Origin of the sequence: Robertmurraya siralis (assembly GCF_005502275.1) — a bacterium.
GTDB lineage: Bacteria > Bacillota > Bacilli > Bacillales > Cytobacillaceae > Robertmurraya > Robertmurraya siralis.
This window is the reverse complement of sequence record NZ_SWLZ01000003.1, coordinates 105,048-124,652: the sequence shown is the minus strand read 5'-3', so window position 1 is coordinate 124,652 and position 19,605 is coordinate 105,048. Positions and strand designations below refer to the sequence as shown.

The 19,605-nt window shown below is 37.8% G+C and carries 20 protein-coding genes and 2 other annotated features; of the genes, 14 read left to right on the top strand and 6 right to left on the bottom strand.

Features of this window, described 5'->3' with window-relative positions:
- Positions 1-42 precede the first annotated feature (42 nt).
- The gene (locus FCJ93_RS05585; protein ID WP_095306336.1) at positions 43-381 is read left to right on the top strand and encodes a rhodanese-like domain-containing protein; all 339 of its coding nucleotides are present in this window, start codon (positions 43-45) and stop codon (positions 379-381) included.
- A 363-nt stretch (positions 382-744) separates the two neighbouring features.
- On the opposite strand, the gene FCJ93_RS05580 is transcribed toward FCJ93_RS05585, so the two are convergent.
- Positions 745-1,464: a CAP domain-containing protein gene (locus FCJ93_RS05580; RefSeq protein WP_095306335.1), complete on the bottom strand. Its 720-nt coding sequence runs from the start codon at positions 1,462-1,464 to the stop codon at positions 745-747.
- A 441-nt stretch (positions 1,465-1,905) separates the two neighbouring features.
- Between FCJ93_RS05580 and FCJ93_RS05575 the strand changes: the two genes are divergently transcribed.
- The gene (locus FCJ93_RS05575) at positions 1,906-2,934 is read left to right on the top strand and encodes a CAP domain-containing protein (RefSeq protein ID WP_373315028.1); all 1,029 of its coding nucleotides are present in this window, start codon (positions 1,906-1,908) and stop codon (positions 2,932-2,934) included.
- A gap of 238 nt (positions 2,935-3,172) precedes the next feature.
- Here the strand turns inward: FCJ93_RS05575 and FCJ93_RS05570 are convergent, their stop codons facing one another.
- A complete protein-coding gene (locus FCJ93_RS05570) occupies positions 3,173-3,352 on the bottom strand; it encodes an H-type small acid-soluble spore protein (RefSeq protein WP_137743106.1) in 180 nt (59 codons plus the stop codon).
- A gap of 84 nt (positions 3,353-3,436) precedes the next feature.
- Positions 3,437-3,766, bottom strand: a complete 330-nt coding sequence (locus tag FCJ93_RS05565; protein ID WP_095306333.1) for a hypothetical protein — start codon at positions 3,764-3,766, stop codon at positions 3,437-3,439.
- Between the two features lie 196 nt (positions 3,767-3,962).
- Here FCJ93_RS05565 and FCJ93_RS05560 point away from each other — a divergent pair, with 196 nt between their 5' ends.
- Genes FCJ93_RS05560 through FCJ93_RS05550 form a run of 3 tightly spaced genes read left to right on the top strand, consistent with a single transcriptional unit; the run spans position 3,963 to position 7,500 of the window.
- Complete coding sequence (locus FCJ93_RS05560) at positions 3,963-4,712, top strand: DeoR/GlpR family DNA-binding transcription regulator (RefSeq protein ID WP_137743105.1); 750 nt, start codon at positions 3,963-3,965, stop codon at positions 4,710-4,712.
- A complete protein-coding gene (gene pfkB / locus FCJ93_RS05555) occupies positions 4,709-5,635 on the top strand; it encodes a 1-phosphofructokinase (RefSeq protein ID WP_095306331.1) in 927 nt (308 codons plus the stop codon). Before FCJ93_RS05560 ends, pfkB begins: the two co-directional genes overlap by 4 nt.
- The gene (locus FCJ93_RS05550) at positions 5,632-7,500 is read left to right on the top strand and encodes a PTS fructose transporter subunit IIABC (RefSeq protein ID WP_095306330.1); all 1,869 of its coding nucleotides are present in this window, start codon (positions 5,632-5,634) and stop codon (positions 7,498-7,500) included. The genes pfkB and FCJ93_RS05550 overlap by 4 nt, the downstream gene beginning before the upstream one ends.
- A 294-nt stretch (positions 7,501-7,794) precedes the next feature.
- Here FCJ93_RS05550 and FCJ93_RS05545 read toward each other — a convergent pair whose 3' ends face one another.
- A complete protein-coding gene (locus FCJ93_RS05545; RefSeq protein ID WP_095306329.1) occupies positions 7,795-8,328 on the bottom strand; it encodes a DJ-1/PfpI family protein in 534 nt (177 codons plus the stop codon).
- 312 nt (positions 8,329-8,640) lie between these two features.
- On the opposite strand from FCJ93_RS05545, the gene FCJ93_RS05540 reads away from it, so the two are divergent.
- Positions 8,641-9,435, top strand: coding sequence for a DUF2935 domain-containing protein (locus FCJ93_RS05540; protein ID WP_095306328.1), 795 nt, complete (start codon positions 8,641-8,643; stop codon positions 9,433-9,435).
- Positions 9,436-9,505: 70 nt separating this feature from the next.
- On the opposite strand, the gene FCJ93_RS05535 is transcribed toward FCJ93_RS05540, so the two are convergent.
- Positions 9,506-10,054: a DJ-1/PfpI family protein gene (locus FCJ93_RS05535; RefSeq protein WP_095306327.1), complete on the bottom strand. Its 549-nt coding sequence runs from the start codon at positions 10,052-10,054 to the stop codon at positions 9,506-9,508.
- Between the two features lie 473 nt (positions 10,055-10,527).
- Here FCJ93_RS05535 and FCJ93_RS25385 point away from each other — a divergent pair, with 473 nt between their 5' ends.
- A complete protein-coding gene (locus tag FCJ93_RS25385) occupies positions 10,528-10,806 on the top strand; it encodes an alpha/beta fold hydrolase (protein ID WP_235879425.1) in 279 nt (92 codons plus the stop codon).
- Between the two features lie 80 nt (positions 10,807-10,886).
- On the opposite strand, the gene FCJ93_RS05525 is transcribed toward FCJ93_RS25385, so the two are convergent.
- The gene (locus FCJ93_RS05525) at positions 10,887-12,140 is read right to left on the bottom strand and encodes an MFS transporter (protein WP_095306326.1); all 1,254 of its coding nucleotides are present in this window, start codon (positions 12,138-12,140) and stop codon (positions 10,887-10,889) included.
- A gap of 222 nt (positions 12,141-12,362) precedes the next feature.
- Positions 12,363-12,615 (top strand) — a binding site (T-box leader).
- Between the two features lie 45 nt (positions 12,616-12,660).
- Positions 12,661-12,910 (top strand) — a binding site (T-box leader).
- A 208-nt stretch (positions 12,911-13,118) separates the two neighbouring features.
- Between FCJ93_RS05525 and trpE the strand changes: the two genes are divergently transcribed.
- The 7 genes from trpE to trpA are packed head-to-tail and all read left to right on the top strand — an operon-like array spanning position 13,119 to position 19,492.
- Positions 13,119-14,507, top strand: coding sequence for an anthranilate synthase component I (gene trpE, locus FCJ93_RS05515; protein WP_095306325.1), 1,389 nt, complete (start codon positions 13,119-13,121; stop codon positions 14,505-14,507).
- Positions 14,504-15,085, top strand: coding sequence for an anthranilate synthase component II (locus FCJ93_RS25380; RefSeq protein ID WP_212933282.1), 582 nt, complete (start codon positions 14,504-14,506; stop codon positions 15,083-15,085). Before trpE ends, FCJ93_RS25380 begins: the two co-directional genes overlap by 4 nt.
- Positions 15,086-16,111 (top strand): anthranilate phosphoribosyltransferase, encoded by a 1,026-nt coding sequence (gene trpD, locus FCJ93_RS25375; protein ID WP_235879424.1) that lies wholly within the window; start codon positions 15,086-15,088, stop codon positions 16,109-16,111.
- Positions 16,112-16,903 (top strand): indole-3-glycerol phosphate synthase TrpC, encoded by a 792-nt coding sequence (trpC, locus tag FCJ93_RS05505; RefSeq protein ID WP_137743104.1) that lies wholly within the window; start codon positions 16,112-16,114, stop codon positions 16,901-16,903.
- A complete protein-coding gene (locus FCJ93_RS05500) occupies positions 16,900-17,517 on the top strand; it encodes a phosphoribosylanthranilate isomerase (protein ID WP_095306323.1) in 618 nt (205 codons plus the stop codon). The genes trpC and FCJ93_RS05500 overlap by 4 nt, the downstream gene beginning before the upstream one ends.
- On the top strand, positions 17,514-18,716 hold the full coding sequence (gene trpB, locus FCJ93_RS05495) for a tryptophan synthase subunit beta (protein ID WP_137743103.1): 1,203 nt from the start codon (positions 17,514-17,516) through the stop codon (positions 18,714-18,716). The genes FCJ93_RS05500 and trpB overlap by 4 nt, the downstream gene beginning before the upstream one ends.
- Positions 18,713-19,492 (top strand): tryptophan synthase subunit alpha, encoded by a 780-nt coding sequence (gene trpA / locus FCJ93_RS05490; RefSeq protein WP_095306321.1) that lies wholly within the window; start codon positions 18,713-18,715, stop codon positions 19,490-19,492. The genes trpB and trpA overlap by 4 nt, the downstream gene beginning before the upstream one ends.
- Positions 19,493-19,605 lie beyond the last annotated feature (113 nt).

Sequence of the window (19,605 nt, the reverse complement as noted above, 5' to 3'; positions counted from 1 at the left end):
ATTTATGTCTGCGCACAACTTTTGCTTACAGGTGGGGATAGAATGACGATTTTTATTCTGATAGTTTGTATAGTTCTTGTCTTAAATCTTTATCGGTATCTACCCGTATGGGGAGTACGTTGTCTACAAATGTTAGAAATAGATGAGAATAGCACAACGATCGTTGATGTTCGGGATTATAATCAATCATATAAAGACGTTACCCAAGCAGCAATTAATATACCAGTGGCGTATTTAAATAGATATTTTCATGAAATTCCGGGTAAACAAATACATGTTGTCGCTGCCACTTCACTTGAAAAAAATATCAGTATCCGTTTCTTACGAAAAAAAGGGTATGCTGTTAAAAGCTATACATTAACAGACTGCCAATGTAATTAAAAGAATTAGGTGCTAAAAAATTTACAGCACTCATCTGTTGGTCAAACTGCCGATAGACTCGTTCAAATCGAGTTTGCCGACAGTTTTTTTGTTGTTTCGACAAAAACTTTCATTGCCGCGGATATTTCTTTTATGAAAAAGACGTTGAAAGAAATTAATCAGTTGTATGAGGCAAGTTGACTGTCGGAATTTAATTTTGATTTTTTAGATAGCTCATGAGGACAGGTACAAAACTCAGCATCTACAGAAAACGATCTTCTAGCGATCCTTTGAGGCAAAAAGAAAAGGGATTAAGAGGTATCCTCTAAAATCCCTTTATCGATAATTGAATTGACAGAGTTAAATTATATTTTTTACAAGCTATTATTTACTAATAAACATTTGTGTCCAGTAATTCCCATTCGCTACATAGCCAACGCCGATATGGGTAAAGGAAGAATTTAAAATATTGGCTCGATGTCCTTCACTATTCATCCACGCCTGCACGACCTCTTCAGGTGAACGCTGTCCCATGGCAATATTTTCTCCAGCAGAACGATAAGTAATTCCGAATCGCTTCATCATATCAAAAGGAGAACCATAGTTTGGGCTTGTGTGGCTGAAATAGCCCATCGTTTTCATGTCCTCAGATTTTGCTCTTGCAACTTTGCTCAAATTTTCATCAATCTTCAAGGCAGGAAGCCCATTTTTAGAGCGCTCTTCATTAGTTAAATCGACCACTTTTTGTTCAAAGGCACTTGCTTGAGTGTTGGACATTGTTGGTTTTTGTTCGCTTGTTTCCGGTTTTTTTGGCGTCTGTTGCTGAGCTGGTGCAGGTTTCGTAGAAACAGGCTTATCTGTCGTCACCGTTTGGTTGTTCTTTGTTGGTTGTTTTTGATTAAGTTGGAAATTAATCTGACTCTTTTGCAAATATTTGTTAAGTAAACGATTTAATTGTTCTTTATTTAAATTTCCTTGTTGGTAAATAGTTATGTTCTTAACACGCTTTGTCTCAATAGTTGCCGCATTTGCGTTAATGGCTGATGCCGAGGTAAATAAAAGAGCGGCAGAAGCAGCGATTGGTATGATGAATTTCTTTTTCATATGGTATAGCCTCCTAGAATCTTGTGTTTTGCTTGCCTCTACATGTTAGCATGCGATTTTTGTCATAATTCAGGGAGGTTTTTCCATGATAAGGCTATGAAAAAGATGGGTCATTATTCCATTTGTGTTATACCCAATAAATATCTACATTTTTTAAAAAAATAGTAAAATCAAAAAATGTTAATATTTAGGTTGAATGTTATAAATTACAACTAATTTGGGGTTGACAGAGTGTAAAAGAAGGGCAGTTTATTACATCTATAACGAATATGTAACTAAATTTAATGGAAAATGGCAACAAAGTTTTAGTTATATGTATTGCTAATTGTGTTTTTTATAAAGATGTTTTCCATTTAACGTGATAATTACCACCTATATTATCACTCTCTTCCATTAAAACTAAGGAAGTAGTTAGTACATTTTATAAAGGAGGGGTTTTAATTGATAAAGAAAACATCAAGTGTTGTACTGACTTCCGTATTGCTATTCAGCCTTGCGGCATGTGGAGTAGGTAATGACAACGTTGCCTATGATCCATCAAATGACGGCAGAGCAGGTAGGATTCCTGTTCGCAATGACGCTGACAATAATCGTGGTTTTTTTGAGCGTAATTGGGAAGAAGGAAACAACTTTATTGACAATGTCGCTAATGATGTAGGGTTTCAAGGTAGAAATCGAGTCAATCGTCGCAATGACAATGTCGATATTTCTGCTTCTAACACAAGCATTAACAGTGATAAATATCCACATACAAAAGCTGTCTTGATTCAAGATGCAAAATTTTCTTTTACTACAGATGATGGAAATGATTTGGCTTCAATTCAGAAGCAGCTTGAAGAACAATTAAAAGCAAGATTCGGTCAATTAACACCACAACTACGTCAGCAAGCTAAGCAACAAGCTCAACAACAAATCCAAAGGCAGCCAGCGCAGCAACAGCCGTCACAGCAACAGCCAGCGCAGCAACAGCCAGCGCAGCAACAGCCGTCACAGCAACAGCCGTCACAGCAACAACCAGCACAGCAACGGCCAGCACAGCAACAACCAGAACAACCAAAACAACAGGAGCAAGCACAGGGTGAAACAGGAAATATTAGTGAATATGCCCAACAAGTTATTGATTTGACGAACCAAGAGCGTGCAAAAAGCGGCTTACCAGCATTAAAGGCGGATGCGAAAATTAGTAGTGTTGCTTTGAAAAAATCTCAAGATATGCAGGCGAATAATTATTTTTCACATACGAGTCCAACGTATGGTTCGCCGTTTGATATGATGAGGGATTTTGGCGTCACTTATAAATCAGCTGGTGAGAACATTGCTCAAGGACAAAGAACACCACAGGAAGTTGTTCAAGCCTGGATGAATAGTGAAGGACACCGCGCTAACATTTTAAATTCTTCTTTTACTCATATTGGCGTAGGATATGAACAAAATGGAAATCATTGGACACAAATGTTTGTTGGAAGATAATAATTCTTTTGGGAGTCTTATTGTCAACGATAGGACTCCCTTTTATACATATTCATTTATTGGCGGCGGAATAGGTGAAAATACCTAAAAAAAAACCGTTCCTAGGGGAACGGATAAAAGAGACGGTGTTCAAGTAGGAAACTAACCCTATATGTAGTGGAATCTAAGAAGATAAAATCAATATATTGATTTTTATTTTACCATATGATTTCAGGTTAGGCAAATTGTTACTATTTACTCATACTTCCTTTAATTCAGAAATTTCGACGGTAGTTCTTTCTTTTAAAGGTCCTCTTAAATGGACGGTTGCAGTTTGTCCATCTTCATTAAGCTGATCAATCCAAACTGATGCACCATTATAATGAACTTCAATATCTGCCGAAGAAGATAATATTTGTTTGATACGTTTAATATCCATCCGATGTCCTCCTTCCTATTTCTCATTGTTAGTTTGTCAGAGGAATGGATATTTTATGCTGTTCATTTTATAAAAAACGAAATATTACAGCAATATCAGCACAGCATAAGGAAAGACAATAAAGATGAATGAAACCGTCAAAATGGTTGCCATCGATTTTTTCGTCAATTCTTTCCCTTCTCGTTTAATAGGTAACCCATTTTTATAAATGACGAATATGATTGCAAGCAGTGCTAATGCTTGAAGTGCAAACAAAATTTTATGGAAGAGCGCACTTGCCGACAAATCTTGCACTGTTGTGTTTGAAATTAAAAGAATCACTCGATCGTTTATGGTACCAAATAGGCCAAAAAACAAAATGATGAGAATGAGAATAATGAAGAAATCACGGTAAAAAGTTTTTATTTTAGCCATGGATAAAACCTCTCTTATTAATTAATGAAGCATATATATGCTACCATTTCTCGTTATTAGAAACAATTGAATGACAAGATTTTTGAAAGAAAATGATTGTTTTTGATTAAAATTGATTGAAAATGATTGATTTTGGTTGAGTATTGCAGTATGATAGAAACATGAAAGATGAAAACGCTTCAATGGAGGTGGTTTCTTGTTAGAAGCTGAACGACACGAAAAAATTTTAAAGCTGTTAAAAGAGAAAAATACAGTGAAAATTCACGAGCTCGTTGAACTTACCGCTTCATCCGAATCAACGATTCGCAGAGATTTAACATATCTAGAGAATAGAAAATTTTTAAAGAGGGTTCATGGTGGTGCAGCAAAACTACAAGGCAAATTACAGGAACCGACCATGATTGAAAAATCATCCATAAACCATCAAGCAAAACAAAAAATCGCAAAATTTGCTGTCGGATTAATCGAAGAAGGTGACTCTATTTATCTAGATGCAGGTTCAACCATTCTAGAAATGATCCCGCATCTTCCAGAAAACATCGTGGCAGTCACAAACGGAATGACGCATTTACCATTGTTATTAGAAAAAAATATAAAAACATATTTAATTGGCGGCTTTGTCAAACCGTCGACAAAAGCCATCATTGGTCGAGACGCTTGGGCAAGCCTTCAGCATTATCGTTTTGATAAATGTTTTATGGGAGTTAACGGGATTCATCCTCATTTCGGATTTACAACCCCTGATCAGGAGGAAGCGACCATAAAAGAATTAGCCATGTCGTTATCGCGAGAAGCATTCATTTTAGCTGACGATTCTAAATTTACAGAAGTTGCATTCGCAAAAATTGCCGATATTGAAGCAGCAACGATCATTACGAACGAGTTAGAGCGCGATATTGAAAAACAATATGAGGAAAAAACAGTTATAAAGGTTGTGACATCATGATTTACACAGTTACGTTAAATCCATCTTTAGACTATATCGTTAAATTAAATCAAGTTGAACTTGGTAGCTTAAATCGCTCCAGCGCAGAATCGAAGTTTCCCGGTGGAAAAGGGATAAATGTGTCGCAAGTGTTAAAAAGGGTTGGTGTCAATAGTAGAGCACTGGGCTTTATAGGGGGCTTTACTGGAGCTTATATTGAAGATTTTCTGAAAAAAAACGGAATTGAAACAGACTTTGTTTATGTTAATGAAGATACGAGAATTAATGTCAAAATAAAGGCTGAAGAGGAAACGGAACTGAATGCTAAAGGTCCTGCCATCTTAGAAAGTGATTTCACAGCATTAAAGGAAAAAATTCAAAACCTTACCGAAAACGACATCCTTGTTTTAGCTGGAAGTATTCCAACCTCAATGCCACGAAACACTTATGAGGAGCTGGCTAAAATTTGTCTGGAAAGGAAGGTGAAATGGATAGTCGATGCTGAAGAGGAACTTCTCAAAAGCATCCTTATGTATAAACCTTTTCTCATTAAACCTAATCATCATGAATTGGGTGACTTTTTCAATGTGAAAATTGAGAGCGGGGAGCAAGCTATCCCTTATGCACAAAAGCTTGTGGCAATGGGAGCAAAAAATGTGATCGTGTCTTTGGCAGACAAAGGTGCCATTTTTGTTAATAAGGATACGACATTGAAATCTAATACGCCAACTGGGGAATTAAAGAGTTCTGTCGGTGCAGGAGATTCAATGGTTGCGGGCTTTATTGCTAAGTACGAGCTTAGTGGTGACTATGAAGAGGCCTTTCGATACAGTGTTGCAAGTGGAAGCGCGACAGCGTTTTCCTTAGGTTTATGTACGAAGGATAAAGTAGAGGAAGTATTGACTCAAGTAAAGATAGAAAAGGTAAAGGGGGAACAATTATGAGAATTACTGAGTTGTTAACAAAAGAAACGATAAAACTTTCCATCAGTGGAAATGAAAAAAATGAAGCAATTGAAGAATTGGTTGAAGTTCTTGATCAAGCCAATAAATTAGCTGACAGAAATCAGTTTAAAGAGGCAATATTAACGCGAGAAGCTCAGAGTACTACAGGAATTGGAGAAGGTATTGCTATCCCTCATGCAAAAACGAGCGCGGTTCGTGAAGCCGCTATTGCGTTTGGCCGCTCTCAGTCTGGTGTTGAATACCAATCACTTGATGGTGAGCGAGCGCATCTAGTATTTATGATTGCTGCAACTGAAGGGGCTAATGATACCCATTTGGAAGCCCTTTCAAGACTTTCGACTATTTTGATGAATGGGGAAGTAAGAGAGCAACTTTTACATGCAAGCACTGAGGATGAAATTATTGCCATTATTAATAAATATGATCAAGAAAAAGAAGTAGAAGAGCAGTCGATGAGTGGAAAAAATGACTTTATCGTCGCCGTAACAGGATGTCCAACAGGGATAGCTCATACGTATATGGCGGCTGATTCATTGAAACAAAAAGCTCAGGAACTGGGGATCGATATTAAAGTTGAAACAAATGGGTCAGGCGGAGCAAAAAATATATTGACCGAAGAAGAAATTGAAAATGCAACTGCTGTCATTGTTGCAGCAGATACAAATGTGGAAATGAACCGTTTTAATGGGAAGCATGTGATAGAAGTTCCTGTCGCTGATGGAATTCGTAAGCCACAGCAATTAATTGAAAGAGCGATCAAACAAGATGCACCGATTTATAAAGGACAGGGGGGAGCGAAGCAAGAGAATAATCAAGATTCTCGCAGTGCTGCTTCCATGATTTATAAACACCTAATGAGTGGTGTATCCAATATGCTTCCATTTGTCGTCGGTGGAGGGATTTTGATTGCCATAAGCTTTATGTTTGGGGTTAACGCATCCGATCCATCTGATCCATCTTATCACCCGATTGCAGAAGCGTTAAATACGATAGGTGGCGGTACTGCCTTCGGGTTAATGGTTCCGATTTTAGCCGGTTTTATTGCGATGAGCATTGCAGATCGTCCAGGTTTTGCAGCAGGGATGGTTGGCGGTATGCTCGCAGCGACAGGTGGTGCCGGTTTCCTCGGTGGTCTCGTCGCTGGTTTTCTCGCCGGTTATTTAGTAGTTGGTTTGAAAAGGATTTTCTCAGGTTTACCTGCTTCACTCGAAGGGATTAAAACGATCTTACTCTATCCATTATTGGGAATTGCATTAACTGGTTTTATTATGTTATATGTTGTCAATAAACCAGTTGCCGCTTTAAATACAGGTATTTCTGATTGGCTTTCTACTCTTGGAACAGGTAATGCTGTTTTATTAGGAATTATTCTTGGATTAATGATGTCATTTGATATGGGTGGGCCTGTTAACAAGGCGGCATATGTTTTTGGAACAGGGTTATTAGCAAGTGGTGTTTATGGGCCAATGGCAGCGATAATGGCAGCAGGTATGGTCCCTCCACTTGGAATTGCGATAGCGACAACCATTTTCAAAAATCGCTTTAATAAACAAGACCGTGAAGCTGGTAAAGTAAACTATATTATGGGTCTATCCTTTATTACAGAGGGAGCAATTCCTTTTGCAGCAGCTGATCCGGTTCGAGTGATTCCATCATTGATGGCGGGCTCTGCAGTAGCAGGAGGTCTGTCCATGTTTTTTGGCATCGGTCTTCAAGCTCCTCATGGCGGATTATTCGTTATTCCACTAGTTAGCGGTGGCTGGTTCATGTATTTATTGGCGATTGCGATCGGTGCAGTTGTTTCAGCTATCTTGCTAGGAGTGCTCAAAAAGCCTCTTAAATAAAATGTAAAAACGAACAAGGTCATCTAAGCCTTGTTCGTTTTTTAATGCCGTTTAGTGTTGTTAAATGAACGTCTCTTTTTAGAAAGTGACATAGACTGTGTTCTAATAGCAGCGAATTATTATTGAAAAGGCTCTGTTATATGTCGGTGTTGATCTGGTGAAACTTTGGTTTCACATGAAATGAGCCCAAAATCATTTTAACAACAATTCTATTTAACAAAGCCATTGAAAAAGAACAGTTCCTTGCTGGATTTTACGAAGCTGAGCACGGAAGCCGTTTTTACATCTGCACTTCTAACGATACCAATTTCGATTAAAATCCAATTCTAAAACCTGGCCGAACTTATTGGCGAAATCGATAAAATAAGCACCTCGTGCCGTCAAAATCCCTCTATCAAACACATAGGGAGCATCAACGTACCCTTTTTCCGAAAAGACCCCTAAAAATTCTCGCGCCTGCTTTGAAATCCCTGTCGTATAATTCCGATCGAGTAAAATTCCTGCTTTCGCTAACAAAAATGGTGCACTTGAAATGGCTCCGATGACAGCATCCTGTTCATATACTTTGCGAATAAATTCAAAAAGCGACTCGATTTCCATTAAATGTTGAAAGTCATCAACACCTGGGAGAACCAGACTTTGTAATTGTTCAAGCTGTATTTTTTCAATAGTTGTTTCCGGTAGACAGGTCAAACCGGCCTCACCCTTCACTGCTTCATCATTTAATCCAATAAATATTTTCGGATGATTGGCTTGGGTTAATACAGAAAGAATGACAGATAGCTCATATTCGCTAAATCTTGGATAAAGTAAGATGCCGGTTGTCATTACCGCACCTCCTGGGAAAAAATTTCAATCTATGTTATACAATTTCTACATTTTTTGATAAACTCCTTTAAAATTCATAAAATTTAGTATTTTCTAACTGGAATTGTTGATAAAAAGATTTTGGCTTATTTATTGTGAAATAGTTCACAGGACTTTCAGTCAACAGAAAAGAGAAAAAAATGAGCCAAAATCAATACTGATATATAACAAAGCCAAAATTTAAAAAACACACGTTCATATTTATTAAAAAGAACCTATATATTTTATGAGATGACATTAAGGTGAAATTTGAAGAAGGGCAGGGATTCGTAAATGGCAAATTATGAACAAGCCGCACAATTTGAACATCGTTTTTGGCTTCAAGTATTAGGGGATCATGCGAGGTTTATTCATGATTCACTCGGTCCGAGTGAAAAAGAGTTGATCGAGCAAGCAAGTGCGTTTATTTCAATTTTTGACCAATTATTACATCAGGTTGAGGGAACGGATTTAATGAAATTAAGCGAAAGAGCCGAGGTGGAAGCAAAGAAATTGCGGCAGTTTAAATTGGATATTATTGAGCGTCATTTGACAGGTGATATAACGATTCATTTAGGTCCAGTATTTATTAATCATATGGTTAACGAGTTGGAAGAATACTTGCTGTTGTTAGAGTATTTGAAAAAAGGAGAAGTTCCACCAGTATTTCATGAACTTCATCATCATTTAATTTGGTTGTTAGACGGTGCTGGTCATGCAGGAGCCATCTCTGACAATATGGAAACGGTTGAGAAAAAAATAAAACGGCAAAGCGATGAATTTACAAAGGACTTTGAAGCTTTTTACTTAAAAGCAGTTGAATTGACAGGCTTTTTACGGACAAATTTATCAACTTTTCCCGCACTCGAAAAATTTAATCATGACGTCCAACTGGAAATGAATTTATTTATGGGCTTCTTAAATGAAATTGAAGAATTAGAATTAAGTAAAGAAGCACTAGGTACGTTTGCTCCTTTAATGGCGGATCATATGATGCGTGAAGAATGTTATTATTTAACAAAACTTGCTGAAACAACAGATATTGAACAGCCCCAATGTGATCCGACTAAACCAAGATTAGAAATTTAAGACTGTCATCAGTAAGGCAGACAAACCAATGCGCCAGAGTTATACTCTTCGCGCATTGGTAAAAATGATTTTATCCTAATTGTTTAATAAACTCCCTCATAAACCCAGGTAAATCAGGCCAAGCATGTCCTGATACAAGATTTCCTTCGACATGAAGATGTTCCTCGATATATGTAGCGCCTGTTGCTTCTACATCTGGCTTACAAGCGATGTAAGCGGTCAATTCTCTGTCTTTTAAATATTGCCTTACAGTGGTTAAAATAAGACTGGCATGGCAGATAGCTGCAATTGGTTTGTTCGTTTCAAAAAAATGAGCAACAATCGCTGGAACATTTTCATTTAAACGAATATACTCTGGAGCCCTCCCCCCAGGAATAATTAATCCATCGTACGCTTCTGCTTTTACTTCCTCAAATGTAAGATGGGATTCAATTAAATATCCTTTGCTTTCTGTGTAAGTGTCCCATCCGATAAAATCATGAACGACCGTTTGCAACTGCTTCTTTGATGGAGCGGCAATTTGTACATCATAACCTTCCTCAAGACAACGGAAATACGGATAATAAATTTCTAATGCTTCGACTGCATCTCCGGCAAGAATGAGAATTTTTTTTGACATTAACAATTCCTCCTCTCCAATTATAAAAGGCTCTTGCCTTTCAAAGTACATTATTCGCAGAAGAGGGAGCAGATTCCTTTTTTATTCATAAAAAATTTATTTCATTTTTACAACTTAGTATGAAGAATTGGAGGGTTTGTCATATTAACATGGAGAGATGTTGTTAAAAATAGGAGGTAATGAGTTTGATTTTTAAAAAATGAGGGTGTCAATATTTGTTATGATGACTTTGGATCAGGTACTCCAATTATTTTTATTCATCCTCCCGGGATGGGAAGAAGAGTTTTTTATTTTCAAACCAGCCTCATGGAACGTTTACGTGTCATCTTTCCTGATTTAAGTGGTCATGGAGATTAAACATTTCCATTGAAAGCTATACTAATGAAATTAAAGCCCTGTTAGATCACTTGCAAATTCCTAAAGCGACTAAATGCGTTGCACATAGTCATACAAATCAGCGAGATATCAGCCAAATGCTGTTTAAGCATATGCTTAAAGCGAATCGAGTTGCTTGGTTACAATATTATGAAAAATCGTTAACGTATTCCTGTGTAGAGCGTCTTTCTCAATTAAATAGCCCTCTGTATTTAGTTTATGGTGCAAAGGATTTTATTAATCATCATTTGCGATTTTATCAAAACTACCCTCATCAGCTTACAGTGGTGAAAAAAGTCTCACATCAAGTTCTTACAAAGGAATGGAAAGTTTTTAATCAATTAATTGTGAGTTTTGCAACCGAAACGTTTAAATAAGGGTAGGTGCCAGTCAAGTTGGTTGAATGGACTTGAAACATCCATTCAACCACTAGCTGACATAGAAAGCAAGATGAAGTCTATTTTTTTTCTTTATCTGGTTTTATGGCAAATAATGTTAACAAGACTGCGCTGACGCCAATGATGGCTAAAATATAAAAAAGGCTTCCCTCGAGTTGATTTAAAAGGATTGCGATGACAGGCGGCCCTGCAGCTACTCCGATAAAACGCATTGAGTGATAAATGGAAGTAATGGTTCCCCGTTGGTCTTTTTGAATTCCTTCTGTGATGATTGCATCTAAACATGGGAGACTGGCGCCAATGCCGATGCCGCTTAATAAGAACATGATAATCATGAACCACATGCCTTTGGAAAAGCTTAGACTCACTATTGAGAGGGACATTAACAATAAGCCAGTGAAAGTAATCCATTTCATCAATATCTTATTTTCTTTAATGATTTTCCCGGTAATAAGTGAAGTAAGACATAATGCTCCTAAAGGCAGAGCGAGGTAAAGACCTTTCTTTACATTCATAATATGATGCTCTCTTTCAAGTACTTCAGATAAATAAAAGAGGACCCCGAACAGGACAAACATTAAAATAATTCCAATAGCAAAAATCGCTAGTAGCCATCTGCCATTATTTTTAAAAATCTTTTTAAGCTGATAAATAAATTCTTTAAATGGGATTGGTTCGTATTCGGTCTTTCCTCTTCTAACAAACAAAGCCATTAGAAGAATGGAAATAAGACAAAATATTGGAAACGACAGAAACGGAATAAACCAGATAAAAGTTGCCAAAAATGCACCAAGTATTGGACTAATGACTTTTCCAAGGGTGTTAGATGTCTCAATAATTCCAAGTGTGCTGCTGACTTCTTTTTCACTTTTAAACATATCTCCTACAAGAGGCATAACAATCGGTGCTGCCCCTGCTGCTCCGATTCCTTGAAGAGCACGGCCAACAAGGATGATCCAATAGGGATCTTTAATTTTCCAGGCTGCCCAACCAGAAATGAGACCACCAATAGCAGCAATCGCCAGACTAGGGATGATTACTTTCTTTCGTCCGATATGATCAGATAAAAATCCGGCAATTGGTATTAAAATAATCGCCACAATCGAATATACGGTTATGATTAAGCTTGATTGAAATGAAGAAATATTTAATTTGTCCTCCATTGCTGGAAGAACGGGAATGAGCATTGAATTACCTAACGTCATGACGAGAGGGATTGATGAAATAGCTAAAACACTCCATTTATTCCCATAAGATTGTTTTGATTTCTTGCTATCCTCTCTGCTTGTCAAAGAATTTTCAATGAAATCCATCTTTTGCTCCGTCCTTTTTTTATTATTGTTAACACTTTTCAGCAATTAGAAGACTTCATATCAGTTTTAGAATTGATAACTCCCAACCTTAATATTTACTTAAATGCTGAAAAACTAACTGAAAAAAGATTTACTATTTATGGATCGAATAAAGTATTAGAATTTTTTGATAAAAATAGGTTGACTTTAAACCTGAATGTGTATATGATAATTAACAATAAATGAATGGCGATGACGAAGAAGAGTAGCTTAAAAGGATTCTTTAGAGAGCTGATGGTTGGTGAAAATCAGTGCTGAATTTTAAGTGAATGGGCTTCAGAGCTTCCAAACCGAATCATAATGTGTAGTAGGCTTTGGCGAACGAGTCTCATCGTTACAAGAGACAGGTATTACATTGCAGATTGCAATTGATACTGATGAGTGAGCTAATTATTTTAGCTAATGAAGGTGGCACCACGGGTTTCTCGTCCTTTTCTTAGGATGAGAAGCCCTTTTTGTTTTAATAAGGACAACTGAATAACGAACATCGTTGAGTAAGAGGAGTAAATGAAAATTTGATTTTTTTCAGAGAGCCGGGGAAGGTGGGAGCCGGTAAAATCAATTTCATCGAATGGACTTACGAGAGACAGCTTGAAAGGATCAGTAGGGCTGTACGGAATTCCACCGTTACAAGGATAGGATTTACAATGAAATTTGTGAATCTAAAGAAGTGGGAGTATTTTTAAGCTCTAACCTGAGGTGGCACCGCGGTGAATATTATCGTCCTCTATAAGCGCAGCAATGCGTTTATAGAGGGCTTTTTTATTTTGGTTTTGTGGTTTGTTTTGGTTCATTTTCGTGCGAAATCTTGGTTTGATACGAAAATGAGGCAAAAATAAACGGAATCATTCAACATAGCCTATTTTTTTCATTATAGGTTAGAGCACCTTTTGTCATTACTGTTTAAGAAATATTAATAAGAAAGGGGTTATCACATTAATGAGAGTAGAGGAAAAATTCATCTTAGCTGAGACGATTCAAGGAGACACCCTCACACCAATCTCTATTTATCAGAAGTTGTCTGGACGAAAGAAATTTTTATTGGAGAGTTCGTTAAAGCACGAAGATTCTGGTAGATATTCGTTTATTGGTGCAGGTCCAGCATTTGAAATAAAAGGATTTGAAACGAAAACAGTTATTACAACAAATGGAGTTGAGCGCATTGTCGCAGAAAAGCCTCTCGAAGTGTTGAAACAGTTGATGTCAAAAGTGATAGCGGATGATGAGAACTGCATTCCCTTCATTGGAGGTGCAATTGGTTTTGCTTCCTATGATGTCGCTCGCCATTATGAAAAGATAGGGAATGACTTGCCTGATCATTTCTCCCTTCCCGATGTCCATTTTATGATGTTTGAGGAAATCATTGCATTCGATCATTTACAACAGAAAGTATATTTGTATGGCATTCCATTATTAGAATCAACAACAAAAACAGAACTAAAAGCGCGATTGCAGGCAAGAAAAAGTGAAATTGCAGAGCTTAAACCGAAGGAAGATAAAGCCTTTAACCTCACTTCATTTGAAGCATCCATGACGAAGGAACAATTTATAGAGAAAGTGAAAAAAGCAAAGGAATATATTGTGGAAGGTGATATTTTCCAAGTCGTCCTCTCACAACGGATGACGGCAAAAGTAATCGGAGATCCTTTTTCTTTTTATCGAAAACTACGAATTCAAAATCCCTCTCCATACATGTATTATCTTGATTTCGAAGATTATATTGTCACTGGTGCATCACCTGAGAGTTTAATAAAAGTGGCAGAGAATAAGGTCATTACAAATCCGATTGCAGGTACGAGGCCAAGAGGAAAAAATAAACAAGAAGACGAGGAACTTGCAGTAGAGCTAAGAAATGATGAGAAAGAATTGGCAGAGCATCAAATGTTAGTCGATTTGGGTCGTAATGATATTGGTAGAGTTAGCGAATTTGGCACTGTTAAAGTTGAGAAATATATGGAAATCGAAAAATATAAGCATGTCATGCACTTAGTATCAGAAGTCAGTGGTATGTTGAAAAAAGAGTATAGTCCGATCGATGCATTAATAGCTTGTCTGCCAGCTGGAACGGTATCAGGTGCACCGAAAATAAGGGCGATGGAAATTATTAACGAGCTTGAAGAGATAAAAAGAGGAGTTTATTCAGGTGCTATCGGATATCTATCTGTCAACGGCAATATGGATTTTGCGCTTGCCATCCGAACGATGATTATGAAGGATGAGGCTGTTTATATTCAAGCTGGTGCAGGAATAGTGCATGATTCGATTCCAGAAAAGGAGTATGAAGAAACACTGCATAAATTGAAAGCATATTTGGAGGAGGAGAAATGATACTACTCATCGATAATTATGATTCTTTTACTTTTAATCTTTACCAATATTTTGGAGAATTAGGTGAAGAAGTGATTGTAAAACGAAATGATCAAGTGTCAGTAGAGGAAATTAAAGCATTAAATCCAACTGCTATTTGTTTATCTCCGGGACCGGGAAGACCAGAACATGCAGGGATTTGCGTCGATCTGATTCAATCTTTATGTGAGAAGGTACCGATTCTTGGTATTTGTTTAGGTCATCAGGCAATCGGCTATGCTTTTGGAGCGACGATAGAGAAAGCAAAAAATATTATGCATGGAAAAAGATCTTATATGTTTCATGTGGGCAATGAGTTATTTGAAAATTTGCCTGCGCCAATTGAAGTTATGCGCTATCATTCATTAGTGATAAAAAAAGAAACGCTTTCGGAAGATTTCAAAGTATTAGGTGAAACGACTGATGATCACGAGATTATGGCGATTAAGCATAAGCAGTACCCATTATATGGTCTTCAATTTCACCCAGAATCAGTCGGAACAGAAGCTGGTATGAAAATGCTCAATAAGTTCCTGAACGATGTTAGGAGGAGTAGGTAAATGAGAGATTATTTACAACGCATAGCTGATCGTGATTCTTTGTCAAAAAAAGAAATACAAGAAGCAATGAACAATCTTTTTTCTGAAAATACAACAGATAGCGAAATTGCTGCTTTTATGATCGGTTTAAAAACAAAAGGTGAAACTGTTGATGAAATTGTTGGAATCGTTGAAGCATTAAGGGCAAATGCGTTAACATATCATTCGGAAATTTCCCAAGTCATTGATAATTGCGGGACTGGAGGCGATGGTTCAAAAAGCTTTAATATCAGCACGACCTCAGCTTTTGTCATGGCCGGTGCAGGACTAAAGGTGGCAAAGCATGGGAACCGCAGCATTACTAGTAAAACTGGGAGCGCTGATGTGTTGGAATATCTAGGGGTGAATTTAGATTTAAATCCGGATATTTCGCTGCAGATTTTGAAGGATGTGGGCATTACCTTCTTGTTTGCACCATACGTTCATCCGAATATCAAAAGAATTATGAAGGTTCGAAAAGATCTGCGGATTCCTACAGTTTTCAATTTAATTGGACCGTTGACAAACCCAGTTGATTTGGATTTTCAGCTGCTAGGGATCTATCGCAGAGATTTAATTGAAATGTTTGCTGAAGTTTTAAAATCACTTGGAAGAAAGCGTGCAGTTGTATTAAATGGTGCAGGTTTTATGGATGAAGCTTCATTAGCAGGAGAGAATCATTTAGCCATTTTAGATGATGGAAAGATTCAGTATCGAGTCCTCCACCCAGAAGAGCTTGGTTTTTCTATTTATAGTAATGAAGCTATTAAAGGTGGCGATCGTAAGGAAAATGCTGAAGCCCTTTTGAGCGTTTTGAAAGGTAAAAAAGGGGCACATCGTGATATAGTTCTCCTCAATGCAGGAATTGGCATCTTTACAGGTGGAATTGCTTCTTCGATCGAAGATGGGATTAAACTTGCCTCAGAAAGCATTGACTCAGGAGCTGCAATGGAAAAACTTGAAAAACTAATTGAAAATAGCCATGCCGGGAAGACAGAGGTGATTTAGTTGGAAACGATTTTAGAAACGATTTTAGCGGAGAAGAAAAAAGAAGTAGAAATGCTTAAGGAAAGTCAAGTCAGGAAAGCGCCAGTTGCTCGTAATAGAAATTCATTGTTAGAGAAGCTTGAGAATGCAAAAGAGCTGATGATTATTGGGGAATTTAAAAGAGCGTCGCCATCAAAAGGGGATATTAACATAAATTCGAATCCTGCATCTCAGGTGCAAATGTATGTTGATGCAGGTGCAGATGCAGTTTCTGTACTAACTGACACTACTTTTTTTAAAGGATCAATGGACGATTTGCAGGTGGTCAGACAGTTGATTGCCAATCCTATTTTATGTAAGGACTTTATTATCGATCCCATTCAAATTGATGTTGCAAAAAATTCAGGGGCGGATATTGTTCTTCTCATTGCTGCCGCACTTGATGATAGAAAGCTTTACAATCTCTATCAGTATGCACTGGAGAAGGGATTGGACGTACTTATGGAAGTTCACAATGAGGCGGAAGCAGAGAGAGTATTAAAGACGGATAATCGTTTAATTGGTGTAAATAATCGCGACTTAAGAACGTTTGAGGTCAATCTCGATGTTACGGAGTATCTTGCACCGTTTATACGAAAAGAAGAGCGATTTTTAATTAGTGAAAGTGGGATTGGCACTATTGAAGATGTTGAAAGGGTTGTAGCTGCAGGGGCAAACGGGATTCTTGTAGGAGAAACCTTTATGAAGCATCAAAATCCCAGTGAAATTATTAAGGCGATGAAGCTTCCATTAAGTGAGGGATTTAGGCGATGAAGGTAAAAATCTGTGGAATTCAAGATGTGCAAACTGGTCAATATGCAGTTGAACAAGGAGCAGATGCTCTTGGCTTTGTTTTTGCGGAAAGTAAAAGGAAAATCTCTCCAAAGGAGGCAAGGAAGATCATTAAAGAGTTGCCGACTGAAGTTTTCAAAGTAGGCGTTTTTGTTAATGAGGAGCTTGAAAAGGTTCAGGAAATTATTTTGCAAACTGGTCTTGATGCTGTACAACTACATGGGGATGAGTCACCGAATTATTGTCGGAATTTTGCAATTCCTGTTATTAAAGCGTTCAGCATTGAATCAAGGGCAGATATCATTAAAATTGCTGAGTATGATTGTGAATATGTACTTCTTGACAGTCCGAAAGGGAAATACCGCGGTGGAAACGGAATAAAATTTGATTGGAGCCTGTTAGAGAATTTTGAAGCAAGGGGCAAGAAAATGATTCTAGCTGGCGGATTGAACCCGGAAAACGTAACAGAGGCGATAAGAAAAGGCGCCCCTCATATGGTCGATGTTAGCAGCGGTGTTGAAACAGATGGGAAAAAAGATTTTGTTAAAATTCGTTCGTTTTTAGAACAGGCCAAGAATTGGGAGGAAATAGGATGAGCACGTATACATTACCGAATGAAAAAGGTCATTTTGGCAAATACGGTGGCAGGTTTATTCCGGAGACACTCATGCAAGCAGTGAATGAATTGGAGAGCGCATATAAGGAAGCGGTTAAGGACAAAGGGTTTCAAACACAGCTTCATTCTTTGTTAGCGGATTATGTAGGACGAGAAACACCTCTCTACTTTGCTGAAAATCTGACTGAATTTAGCGGGGGAGCTAAAATATATTTAAAACGTGAAGACTTGAATCATACAGGCGCTCATAAAATTAATAATACAATTGGGCAGGCGCTGTTAGCAGTGAGGATGGGGAAGAAGAAAATAGTCGCAGAAACAGGTGCTGGCCAACATGGGGTTGCGACCGCAACAGTTTGTGCATTGTTAAACTTAGAATGTGTCATTTTTATGGGAGCAGAGGATATAAAAAGGCAGCGATTGAATGTTTTCCGTATGGAACTTTTAGGAGCAAAGGTTGAAGCTGTGACTTCCGGAAGTCAAACGTTAAAGGATGCATGTAATGAAGCATTGCGATACTGGGTTTCTAATGTTGAGGAATGCCATTATATTTTAGGCTCAGTTATGGGTCCCCATCCATTTCCTATGATGGTTCGTGATTTTCAAAGTGTCATTGGGAAAGAAACGAAAAAACAATTTATGGAAAAAGAAGGAAGATTGCCCCATGCATTAGTGGCCTGCATTGGCGGCGGCAGCAATTCAATGGGCATGTTTTACCCGTTTATTGAAGAAAAGCAAGTTAAAATGTATGGAGTTGAAGCTGCTGGTCTTGGTGTTGACACAGAGCAGCATGCTGCTTCATTAACAAAAGGAAAACCAGGTGTTCTGCACGGAGCACTCATGTACTTATTACAGGATGAAGCAGGACAAATTCAAGAAGCGCATTCCATCTCAGCTGGGCTTGATTATCCAGGAGTAGGACCGGAGCACAGCTATTTAAAAGATATTGGTAGAGTGGAGTATCACTCCATCACAGACGATGAAGCATTAGAGGCATTAACGCTTCTTTGCAAATTAGAAGGCATCATCCCAGCTTTAGAAAGTTCACATGCTGTTGCTTATGCGATCAAGCTTGCAAGTAAGATGGGCAAGGAGGAGAGCATTGTTGTTTGCTTATCTGGTCGAGGAGATAAGGATGTTCAAACTGTAAAGGCGAGATTGGAGGGGGAACAAGAGTGAATCGATTAACCAAAGCATTTGAGCGTTTAAAGAAAAAAGATGAAAAAGCGTTTGTCCCCTACATTATGGCGGGCGATGGGGGACTTGAAAAGTTGATGGAACGGATTGTTTTTCTTGAATCATGTGGGGCGACGGCTGTTGAAATTGGCATCCCCTTTTCTGACCCAGTTGCCGATGGACCAACGATTCAAGCTGCGGGTTTACGTGCACTTAACGAAGGGGTTACTTTAAAGGCAGTGCTTCAAACCATTTTAAACGTTCGACCAATTGTTTCAATTCCAATCATTGTGATGACATATATGAATCCGATTTACGCTTATGGCATTGCCTCTTTTATTGAAGATGCCAGTAAAGCAGGGGTAGACGGTTGCATTATACCAGACTTGCCTATTGAAGAAGAGGACCTGCTACTTCCTCATTTTGAAGTTGCTGATATCGAACTTATCCGTCTCGTGACATTAACGAGTTCCAATGAACGAATTAAAGAGATTGCGAGTAAAGGCAAAGGCTTTCTTTATGCTGTTACCGTAACGGGTATTACTGGAGCAAGAGCAAAGTTCCATGCCCAAGTAGAGAATTACTTGAAAAATATAAAAGAAATAAGCTCATTGCCAGTGCTTGCCGGATTTGGGATTTCAACCTCTGAACAGGCACAAGAGATCAGTCAATATTGTGATGGTGTTGTTGTAGGAAGTAAGATCGTTGATTTATTTCACAAAAATAACCTTGATGAAATCGAAAAGCTAATTAAGTCAATAAAAATGATGGAAATTTAAGCGGGTGGAGTATCATTCGCTTTTTTTCTTTATACATCAGTTTTAGATGGATTTTTTATGAAAAGATTGATATATTCAAGAGAGGTAAACTTTTGGATAGTGTAGGATGTGAT